General features: G+C 38.1%; 1 protein-coding gene. It reads right to left on the reverse strand.

Annotation, left to right across the window (positions count from 1 at the left end; genetic code table 11):
• Nucleotides 1-40: 40 nt before the first annotated feature.
• Nucleotides 41-1,191 (reverse strand): IS3 family transposase gene (locus ACFX4E_RS28215; RefSeq protein ID WP_377239161.1). Its coding sequence is split into 2 segments (ribosomal slippage): nucleotides 41-951 and nucleotides 951-1,191, totalling 1,152 coding nucleotides; the frame shifts between segments, so codons are not numbered across the junction.
• Nucleotides 1,192-1,263: the final 72 nt, after the last annotated feature.

Consider the following 1,263-nt stretch of genomic DNA (forward strand, 5'->3'; position numbering starts at 1 on the left):
TGGATTTGAGTCAATAATTTGGACACAAAAAAGTTAAGTCTTAAGCTGTTTTTTTTATTTGATCCTCAATTGCTTGAGGGGTTTGATAGCCGAGGCTACTATGGATTCTGTTTCGGTTATACCATCCTTCTATAAACTGAAATATGGCTAATTTTGCAGCTGAATAGTCTGTGTATTGCGTATGATACACTTCTTCTTTCTTTAATATGGCATGAAATGACTCTATACAGGCATTATCATAAGGGCAGCCTTTCTGGCTGAAAGACTGCTTCATCTCGTATTCGTGGACATGCTGAGTAAACTCACTACTCGTGTATTGTGAGCCAAGATCCGTATGAAGAAGTAAGCCCTTTCCGGGCTTTTGAGCAGTATAAGCGTTCCTAAGTGCTTCTATAACCAGTTCGGATGTCATGGAACGGGAAAAAGAATAGCCAACGATTTTTTTAGAATGCAAATCTAATACAGATGCCAAATAGCACCAACCATCTCTTACCGTAGGGATATACGTAATATCTGCCACCCATTTCTCGTTAATGGTCTGTGTAGAGAAATCTCGTTTTAACAGATTATCTAGCTGCATAATCTTTTCTTTTGACGGATAAGGACGGTATTTTTTCTTTGTGATCGAACGAATTCCTGCCTTTTTCATTAAGCGTTGAACACGCTTTAAACTTAGGTAACACCCGTTATTTACTAAGGTCTGATGAATTTTGGGAGCACCATAACGTGCTTTACTTTTCACATGAATTCGTTGGATTTCTTTCGTCAGCTTCTGGTTTTCCTGTTCGCGATTCGATACCGTCTTCTTGAACGAGTGATAGTAGCTACTTCTTGGAATCGTTAACACTTCGCACATTTTCTGAACGCTGTATTGCCCTTTATATGTCTCGATAAAATGGTTGAGCTCTGCTTCTGTTACTTTTTCGCGAATATGGCCATAGCCTTTTTTAGAATATCTAGTTCTTGTTTTAACCGAAGGTTTTCCTTTTGAATTTCAGCTAATTCTTTAGGTGTTAGAGAACCTTCCTCTGAGCTGATAGGTGTAAATGCCTTTACCCATTTATAGATTGTTACTTCTGATACGCCATATTCGCTGCTTAAATCTTTAACCGAGTTTCCTGCATGATATAAATCCACAATCGTTTTCTTAAACTCATCATTGTATGTTTTGCCTGCACGTTTACGTTCCATTTCGGACACATCCTCTCAAAAGTCATTGTAAGGACTTAATTAAATGGTGTCCATGAAACTATACTAACTCCA

This window comes from Priestia sp. YIM B13491, from assembly GCF_042787605.1.
In the GTDB taxonomy this organism is placed as follows: domain Bacteria; phylum Bacillota; class Bacilli; order Bacillales; family Bacillaceae_H; genus Priestia; species Priestia megaterium_E.